The following is a 6,845-nucleotide window of genomic DNA, read 5'->3' as shown; positions in this document are numbered from 1 at the left end:
CGATACCGGGGTTTTCGCTTTTTTTCTATGTTCGATTTAAAATCCGATGGATTTTATGTGTCAACCACACCTTATGGTGATGAGCCCTATTTTTTGAAAAAACAAAACCTTTTGACGATGAATTTGCTATACTCAGTTGAGATTCATTCATCATCCGTTTTTTGCGGCAAAAAAAGAGGTGCTTCATGCTGACATCCATCCGACTGAAACTTGGATTATTCCTTTCTGTCGTCCTGCTGATCTTGTTACTGATCAAATCATTTGTCCCACGCCTATTGACTCACGTTGTTTCTCTTTTCGACAGCCAAACCGAACTTTCCTGTACGACGCGTTGTGGCGACTCCTACGAGCTGTCACTTCCTTCCGAACCACTCACGCTCACTCTTGATCCGATCATTGATGTCGTCGCAACCGAACCGGAGCCGGCATTTTTACGGACGGTTTTGATTCCTTGGTCGTCGCACCGCCCTATCCGTTCATCTTCATCTTACTTGTCTTCGCAACAGCCGCCCTGATCGCCTACTACATAAAAATCGTCCGGCCAATACGCTTCCAACCGATTCACTTTGCGACCAGTCGCGTTCAGGTCTTGCATTATCCGGATCACCATTTGCCGGCAGAAGACATCCGCCAACATATGCTGTTGTTCAACCGTCGGCTACCGGAGCCGTTACAACGACGAGATCAGGAAACGATGACGGAATGGTTTGACCGGATTGAATTCCCGTCACCGGTCAGTCCCCATTATTTAGAAGTCCGATACAGTGACAAATTTTCTGTACCCGCTCATCAATTGACGTTTTTCAAACAGACGACGGAAGATTTTTTACGTCATGTCGGTTCGATGACCGTCTGATGTCCATGTACTTGTCTTTGACAACGTGCATCGAAATCAGACGGTTTTGTGTAGTTCTTCTAACAAATTCCCTAAAAATCCAATTTCCGGTCACTTTTTAAGGCACAACTGATATTTTTCAAAAAAGATGGGTAATATAGACTATATAGTTAAGTAACAGCATATATTTTTTTGAACTGTTTTTCGGGAAGAGAGCGAGGCGAAACGAGATGATTTCAGCACAAGAAGCATACTTCATCAAGAATGGTTTGAATGAACGTTTTCAAGACCCTCGAATCGACTGTGATTTTTCAATTTTCTCGCTTGAACCGTTTCAACTCTTGTTACATGTTCACGATGAAGAAATGGATGAATTGAGTACGGAAACCCGGTATGTCTTGAGTCGAGAAATTCGGTCCCAATTGAATCAACTTGATGCAAAAGTTGGTGGGACACCGGTCAAGACCGTGTTCGTCATTTCTGCTCCGTTGATTTCCGACCATTCCTATTGTGTGATTTTGCAATGATTCGATGACCAACAAAGAGCTCTGACCCCATCTTCTGGATGAGATCAGAGCTCTTTGTCATACATCAACTGGCTTCATGGCTCGAAATTTGGTTTCGTCCACTTGCTTTCGCTCGGTACAACGCTTGATCGGCCAGAATGATCAAATCCCCTTCCGACAAAGTATCATCCGGTCGGACGACCGCGACTCCGATGCTGACACTGAGTTGACAAAGCGGTTGATAAGCGGCATGTTCGATGTTCAACTGTAAGATTTCACTGCGAATCCGTTCCGCGACCTGTTTGACGTGATCCGCCTGTTCCGTCAAGATGACGGCAAACTCCTCTCCGCCGTACCGGGAGACGAGACCGTACTCACTCGCATGTTTCTTTAACGAGTCAGCGACTTTCTCGAGACACCAGTCCCCTTTCAAGTGACCGTACGTATCGTTATAGAGCTTGAATTCATCGACATCCACTAAAATCAAGGCAACGTCCGTCTGCTGTTCCTTCGCCACCCTGAACGACGTCTCCAGATGTTCGTCAAACGCCCGTCGGTTCGGAATTCCCGTCAAGGCGTCATGCAACGATCGATGGATCAACGTCTGTTTGCTTCGTTCGAGCCGGATTGTCTGCAGGAAGGCCATCAGCAGCAAAACGGCAACACTGACGACGATGACGATGACCCATTTTGCTGAGGCCGAGGCGGCTTTCGAACGATCCGTTGCCTCTTGAATGATGTTATCGATGTCTTGGCGAATCTTGGCGTTGATCGGACGGAACTGGTTGATATAGTCCATGCCACTGTAGCGTTTCAGCGTCGCTCGTTCCACTTGGTTATCTTGGATCCAGCTAATTTGCTGTTCGTAAAAACCGTCCGTCCGTTGAATCAACGGGATCGCTTCTTCTGTCAATAATTGTTTCATGATCGGATGACGCTGATCGAGCATTCTTAGCCACGCAATCGTCTCCTTGAGTTCAGCGTTTGTCGTTTTGAATTGTTGGAAGGTTTGGTCATTTTGATTGAGCAAATAACTCCGGACCGTCAATTCCTGGTCAAGCAACAACGGGAACAGTTGGGACGCCGCGTTTGAGATCGGTATCGCCTCCGTGATGATCCGGTCGTTTTCTTGTTCGATTTTTAAAAAGGCATTATAACTCCAGATGCTTGTAAACAATAAAGAAAACAATGCCAGCAGCAGGTAAAGTTGCAACGTCGATAGTTTCAAGTTCAGTCTGACCTCTTTCTTGTCCGTCGCCTCGACTTACGACCGATGACGATGCGGTGCGCTACCTTATTATCGGTATCTTGGGATCAAACCATTAGCGCTCTACTCGAAATAATGCCCGTTGTCTGCACATTCCAAACAATTTACGAACTCCTTTTTGATTTTTGTTGTTTTAATTCGCGTAACCACTCTTGTGCCTGTTCAGCGGAGTGCGTCAGATTATTATTTTTCCACCAGGCATAGATCAGACTACTTGCCCCAAGACCAGCCGTCAGAGCCGTCTCGACCTGCGGCGTCTCAAACGGAAGCCGCGTATAGCCGAGTGCGAGTAACGTCAGGTTCACGAAACTGTACAAGGGAACGAGGAGCCGGAGTACGGCGACATACCGGCTCTTCATCGATCTGCTCCAAACAGGTGACGCCAGGTGACAGGACCAATCACCCCGTCCGCCTGCAAGTGATGCCGTTGCTGAAACTGTTTCACGACCCGTGTCAATGTCGTGTCAAACCGTCCGGTCAAAGGGAGACGCAGCCGCTTTTGGATCAGCCGGATGACAGTCCCGTCCATCCAGGTCGCGGCCGGATGGAGCGGTCGCCCCGGATACCGTGGACCAAGAAGTGGTTTCGGTTGTTTATTGACGGCGTCATAGAGCTGAAAATGCGGATAATCAGGGAAGTTGCCCCAATCGCCGCCCCACTGCATCTGGTATTGTTTCATCGCTCGGACGAGGCGCTGCAGTCGCGGATCGGGCGGTGCCAGGAATTCCGCCCGCTTGCCCCCGTCGGCATACAAAAACAAGTCGACAGCGACTCCGAAATTGTGATTCGACGCACCCCCCTTCGCATACGTGACGATTTTTCCGGGGCGTGTCCGCCCGATTGCATACAAGGCGTCCTGTTCCTGTCTTGTCCGAAAGGCTTGGGCAATCCCAATCGGTAAACCTTCTGCCGCGAGTTCCGTGATGACGGAGCGGGTGATCGCGACGACGTCCGGGTCCATCTCCTTCGCCAACTTCCGGTCCGCCTGTTCGAGTAACCAGTCAAGTGATGGTGTCATATGATCCTCCTTGTTAGATGAGTTGTGCTAACAGTTGTGCCAGTTCCGCTTGATCCGGGACTGTTTGTTCGAATTGCTGTTTCTGTTTTGCCTCGACCTGTTGTTGTTGCCTGCGTTCCCGCTCGACCCAGTCTGGTAAACGGGTCCGGTTCGTTTTGTGCCGAGCACGATGGGACCGTTGCTGACGTCGTCGTTCGTGGTCATCAATTTCCTCAGGCGTCAACAGATGCTGCTTCTTCAACTTGTTGACAATTGCCTTGATGTAGTTGAAATGCCGGATGTTCGCCGCCGTTGCTTGTTCGATTGCATGATGCACGACGGCATCACTGCTCTCTTGGACAAGCTGATCGAGCTGACGGCGGATTGACGGGGTGACACGTCCGATTTCAGTGTCAAAGTGCTGGACGATTTCGTTCATGGTTTCTCCACTTGGTGAAGGTGAGTGTTTTTTTAAAGTATTGTTCTTAACCCCTTTTTCTTTGGGGTCGACAGGTGGCTGACCCGCTGTCGTCTCCTGCCCCCCCTCCTGCCGAGAGACGACGCGTTCCGGCAGACAGATTCGGTAACCGTTTGACGTCTGTCCGCCGTGACGGTCAAATCGTTTGACCTTCTCGATCCATCCTTTTTCAATCAATGACTGTAGACACGTCTTGACGGTCGTCTTGCCGCACGGGACGGCGTCCGCCAGCGTCTGGTGTGACGGGAAAGCGAGTCCATCCGATCCGGCATAACTCTGGACCAGAAAATAGATCATCTTTTCATGGACGGATGAGAAGTTTGCTCCGTCGCGTAACACGTGGTGTTCGATTCGTAAGTAAGGTTGCATGAATGGTTCCTCCTTTGATGTCAGGAGGGGACACCTCCTTTCTATGAAGGAATAACAGTTTCAACTATCCGTTTGTTCGAAAAAAAACAAAAAAATAGGCACGGTCTTCGGAATCAACTGTTCCGAAAAGCCGTGCCTGTCGTTTACATGAAACGGAGATACAAATAAGGGAGCACACCTGCGAGCAACATGCTAAACCCTGCCATGCCGAGCGTGACGATGATCGCTTTTGAACTCGAAATCGTTTGTTTTGGGTACGCTAAAAAAACGGCTCTGACGATCGTCAAGAGCATCAGGCCACTCAAGAGACACGAGCCGATGAGGAGGACAATCAGTAAATCCATGACATATCACCTTCCATCATTTAGGATATCGTACATATGATTTGATGCTAACTTTCCTTGACGGAAATCTCAAGCTGGTTAGACTAGAAAGTAGAACGCTTTCATGAGACAGACTAAAAAGGAGTTTTTGGATGCAAAGACAGCACGCACTACTTAACCGCCTCGATCAAATCGGGCGTCAACTTGAACAAACACAGGATGCCTGGTTATTGCTTGGACTCGGCTCCGTCGGACAGGAGCTGGAACGGCTCGATGCCTATTCCGACCTCGATTTTTTCGTCATTACGAAACCGGGACAGAAACAACGGTTCCTCGATCGGCTCGACTGGCTCGAGTCCGTTCATCCACTCAGCTTCATCTTCCAAAACACTGTCGACGGTTTTAAGCTGTTATTCGCCGATGGGATTTACGGAGAATGCGCGATTTTTGAACTGGATGAGATGCCGGACATCGCTTTTTCTCCCGGTCGAATCGTTTGGCAAGATCCAACATTCCCGGGCGTTGACTTGACGGTTTCAAAACAAGTCCCCCCCTCGATACGACGGGATACACTCGACTTTGCACTGAACGAGGCCTTGACGAATCTCTACGTCGGACTGTGCCGCTATGCACGCGGCGAACGGCTGTCCGGTCTTCAGCTTGTCGAACAACATGCTTTTTCAAATCTGTTGTCCGTCCTGCATCTGCTCGAGCCGGAAGTCGTTTATTATCCGGACCAGTACGGCAATGAACGCCGGGCCGAGCAACGGTTCCCGCAAGCAAAGGACCGGTTTGCGGACGTGCTCCAAGGGTACAACCGGGTGCCGCAATCAGCCCTCGCGCTGCTCGACTGGCTTGAGCAACTGCACCCTGTCAATCAAGCAATGGCCGATGAAATCCGCCGCTTGGCTGCTGTTTGTCAAAAGCAAAACGAATTCAAGTAAAATGACTCGTTTCACGCGACTTTAATCTTAAAGCGTGTGGGACGAGTCTTGTTTTACATTCATTACTGTGTTTCAAGGTTGACAGTCTAAGTACCCCTCTGCTTGCAGCTGCTCCAACTGTCTCGCCAAAAATCCGTCAAACGGGAAGTCCTGTTTTTCAATTTTACTTTGCAGACGGCGCAGCATCTGCTCCGCCCCTTCAATCACCTCAAGCGGATAATGATACATTCGCTGATGCGCTAAAAATTCCTCCTCAATTATTTTGGTAACCGTGACGTGACGATAAACCCTTTTGTATTGGTCCCGGATACGTGAAAGACGGGCGTATCCGGAATTTTGAGTGCGCGGTGTTTGGTGTATTGCACAAAATAGGTACGACCGGCTGTTTGAATCTGATACGCGTGTTCTTGTTTGAGGTAGTTCAAATATTCTTCGAGCACCCAATTCTCCTCATACATCTTCGTACTGTGCGGCAGACCCACGTAGCGGATGTGCCACGGTTCAAACGAGATTCCCGTCAAGCTCTCTTTCCCCTTTGGATACCGGATGACAAAACCAAACTGATGCGCATGCTTGGCAAGCCATCTGCCCTCTTTCGACTGTTTCATTTTGCCGCGTGTCGAACCGATGTCTACCGACAGACCCGTCTGGTGTTCGCTGTGTCCAGCAGGCAACGCAAAGTCCGCACCATATTCTTCATACAATGCCTGTTGCACTTTCCCACTTCGGTAGGCACTATTGATTTGAAAGTGATCGATGCCGACCTTTTTCGCCCGTTGCATCATCCGTTGCAGAGCGGCTGCGACATGATCCTCAAGCAGTAAATCAGGCTCAAGGCTTGTTTCCGATACCTGTTTGGTAACAATAGATAAATTACGGGGATCTTCTTGAATCTTCGTCTGCTTGTTGATTAACACCAAATCTCCCTGATACAAGGAAACCTCTTTTAAGGAAATCGATTGTGTCAAAGCCGGTGTCCGGCTCACATAAAATTGATACAGAATGAGGCACGTTAATAGGACGACGATTGTTTTTTTCAGACGAATTGTAATATTAAGTGCAACACCTGACGGAAAACACAAAAAGCCCATAACGGCCTCGTGTAGAATGGAGTTACCACACCACA

12 protein-coding genes are annotated in these 6,845 nt (G+C 49.0%); 5 read left to right on the top strand and 7 right to left on the bottom strand.

The window, feature by feature from the left end:
* The 4 genes from KNQ13_RS15190 to KNQ13_RS15180 form a co-directional block, all read left to right on the top strand.
* A partial coding sequence (locus KNQ13_RS15190; protein WP_214773254.1) for a hypothetical protein occupies positions 1-192 on the top strand: 192 nt, incomplete at its 5' end.
* Positions 186-515: a hypothetical protein gene (locus tag KNQ13_RS16045; RefSeq protein ID WP_236624150.1), complete on the top strand. Its 330-nt coding sequence runs from the start codon at positions 186-188 to the stop codon at positions 513-515. The genes KNQ13_RS15190 and KNQ13_RS16045, both read left to right, overlap by 7 nt.
* A complete protein-coding gene (locus tag KNQ13_RS16040) occupies positions 452-856 on the top strand; it encodes a hypothetical protein (RefSeq protein WP_236624152.1) in 405 nt (134 codons plus the stop codon). The genes KNQ13_RS16045 and KNQ13_RS16040 overlap by 64 nt, the downstream gene beginning before the upstream one ends.
* Before the next feature lie 209 nt (positions 857-1,065).
* Positions 1,066-1,362, top strand: coding sequence for a hypothetical protein (locus KNQ13_RS15180; RefSeq protein ID WP_014970281.1), 297 nt, complete (start codon positions 1,066-1,068; stop codon positions 1,360-1,362).
* A 64-nt stretch (positions 1,363-1,426) separates the two neighbouring features.
* Here the strand turns inward: KNQ13_RS15180 and KNQ13_RS15175 are convergent, their stop codons facing one another.
* From KNQ13_RS15175 to KNQ13_RS15155, 5 genes are all read right to left on the bottom strand, one after another.
* A complete protein-coding gene (locus KNQ13_RS15175) occupies positions 1,427-2,569 on the bottom strand; it encodes a GGDEF domain-containing protein (RefSeq protein ID WP_026829619.1) in 1,143 nt (380 codons plus the stop codon).
* A 143-nt stretch (positions 2,570-2,712) separates the two neighbouring features.
* Positions 2,713-2,967, bottom strand: coding sequence for a phage holin (locus KNQ13_RS15170; protein ID WP_026829620.1), 255 nt, complete (start codon positions 2,965-2,967; stop codon positions 2,713-2,715).
* On the bottom strand, positions 2,964-3,626 hold the full coding sequence (locus KNQ13_RS15165) for a M15 family metallopeptidase (RefSeq protein WP_209548519.1): 663 nt from the start codon (positions 3,624-3,626) through the stop codon (positions 2,964-2,966). The genes KNQ13_RS15170 and KNQ13_RS15165 overlap by 4 nt, the downstream gene beginning before the upstream one ends.
* 13 nt (positions 3,627-3,639) lie before the next feature.
* Entirely contained in the window at positions 3,640-4,452 is an 813-nt protein-coding gene (locus KNQ13_RS15160) for a DnaD domain protein (protein WP_209548520.1), read from the bottom strand.
* A 143-nt stretch (positions 4,453-4,595) separates the two neighbouring features.
* Complete coding sequence (locus KNQ13_RS15155) at positions 4,596-4,796, bottom strand: hypothetical protein (RefSeq protein WP_026829623.1); 201 nt, start codon at positions 4,794-4,796, stop codon at positions 4,596-4,598.
* A gap of 131 nt (positions 4,797-4,927) precedes the next feature.
* On the opposite strand from KNQ13_RS15155, the gene KNQ13_RS15150 reads away from it, so the two are divergent.
* Complete coding sequence (locus KNQ13_RS15150) at positions 4,928-5,719, top strand: hypothetical protein (RefSeq protein ID WP_026829624.1); 792 nt, start codon at positions 4,928-4,930, stop codon at positions 5,717-5,719.
* 72 nt (positions 5,720-5,791) lie between these two features.
* On the opposite strand, the gene KNQ13_RS15145 is transcribed toward KNQ13_RS15150, so the two are convergent.
* Together KNQ13_RS15145 and KNQ13_RS15140 are read right to left on the bottom strand one after the other, a co-directional pair.
* On the bottom strand, positions 5,792-5,947 hold the full coding sequence (locus tag KNQ13_RS15145; RefSeq protein WP_209548521.1) for a hypothetical protein: 156 nt from the start codon (positions 5,945-5,947) through the stop codon (positions 5,792-5,794).
* Positions 5,948-5,976: 29 nt separating this feature from the next.
* Positions 5,977-6,845: M15 family metallopeptidase (locus KNQ13_RS15140; RefSeq protein ID WP_214773252.1), on the bottom strand; the 869-nt coding region annotated here is incomplete at its 5' end.

It is taken from the genome of Exiguobacterium sp. s128 (genome assembly GCF_018618815.1).
Taxonomy (GTDB): domain Bacteria; phylum Bacillota; class Bacilli; order Exiguobacteriales; family Exiguobacteriaceae; genus Exiguobacterium_A; species Exiguobacterium_A antarcticum.
Note: the sequence above shows the minus strand (reverse complement) of the source record. Positions and strands in the feature narration are given on the sequence as shown.

What these genes read in the sequence shown, in the direction of transcription:
- KNQ13_RS15155 (WP_026829623.1), bottom strand. Translation starts at nt 4,796, where the DNA reads ATGGATTTACTGATTGTCCTCCTCATCGGCTCGTGTCTCTTGAGTGGC.
- KNQ13_RS15165 (WP_209548519.1), bottom strand. Translation starts at nt 3,626, where the DNA reads ATGACACCATCACTTGACTGGTTACTCGAACAGGCGGACCGGAAGTTG.
- KNQ13_RS15180 (WP_014970281.1), top strand. Translation starts at nt 1,066, where the DNA reads ATGATTTCAGCACAAGAAGCATACTTCATCAAGAATGGTTTGAATGAA.
- KNQ13_RS15150 (WP_026829624.1), top strand. Translation starts at nt 4,928, where the DNA reads ATGCAAAGACAGCACGCACTACTTAACCGCCTCGATCAAATCGGGCGT.
- KNQ13_RS16045 (WP_236624150.1), top strand. Translation starts at nt 186, where the DNA reads ATGCTGACATCCATCCGACTGAAACTTGGATTATTCCTTTCTGTCGTC.
- KNQ13_RS15145 (WP_209548521.1), bottom strand. Translation starts at nt 5,947, where the DNA reads ATGTATCATTATCCGCTTGAGGTGATTGAAGGGGCGGAGCAGATGCTG.
- KNQ13_RS15160 (WP_209548520.1), bottom strand. Translation starts at nt 4,452, where the DNA reads ATGCAACCTTACTTACGAATCGAACACCACGTGTTACGCGACGGAGCA.
- KNQ13_RS15170 (WP_026829620.1), bottom strand. Translation starts at nt 2,967, where the DNA reads ATGAAGAGCCGGTATGTCGCCGTACTCCGGCTCCTCGTTCCCTTGTAC.